The organism is Serratia sp. 14-2641 (assembly GCF_001692375.1).
GTDB lineage: Bacteria > Pseudomonadota > Gammaproteobacteria > Enterobacterales > Enterobacteriaceae > Chania > Chania fonticola_C.
Window position 1 is genome coordinate 1 of sequence record NZ_LXKR01000006.1, and the last position, 656, is coordinate 656.

Annotated in this window: 1 pseudogene; it reads right to left on the minus strand. The window is 55.5% G+C overall.

What is annotated here, in order from left to right:
- Positions 1–656 (minus strand): annotated as a pseudogene (locus tag A6U95_RS04875) (hypothetical protein); the annotation flags it as partial.

Genomic DNA, 656 nt, shown 5'->3' on the forward strand with positions numbered 1-656 from the left:
GGCCCATGCAACAAAAATTCACGTAACCCCGCGATTGAACGCATTTGTGGATCAAACGAGAGCTGACGATGGATACCACGGACCAGACGGCGGTTCTCTTCCGGAGAAATCCCACCCCGACCATCACTCTCGATGAGAGCCACGATCCATTCGCGCAGAAAATCGTGTGAGGCTGCTGTGTTTTCTAGGCCACGCAACGGCGCCAACCCGCTGGGTGTGCCTCTGTGAAGTGCCAAATATGTTCCTCCTGTGGCGCGAACCAGCAATTCGCCACCCCGGTCCTTGTCAAAGAACACGACCGTACCTGCACGGTCGACCATGCTCTGTTCGAGCATGGCTAGAACAAACATCATGAGCGTCGTCTTACCCCTCCCGATAGGCCCGAATATTGCCGTCATGCCAACATCGTGCTCATGCGGGATATAGTCGAAAGGCGTTCCGCCATTGGTACGAAATCGGGCAATCGCGTTGCCCCAGTGGCCTGAGCTGGCGCCCTCTGGAAAGTTTTCGAAAGAGACAAACCCTGCGAAATTGCGTGAAGTGATTGCGCCAGGGCGTGTGCGCCACTTAAAATTCCCCGGCAATTGGGACCAATAGGCCGCTTCCATACCAATACCTTCTTGGACAACCACGGCACCTGCATCCGCCATTCGTGT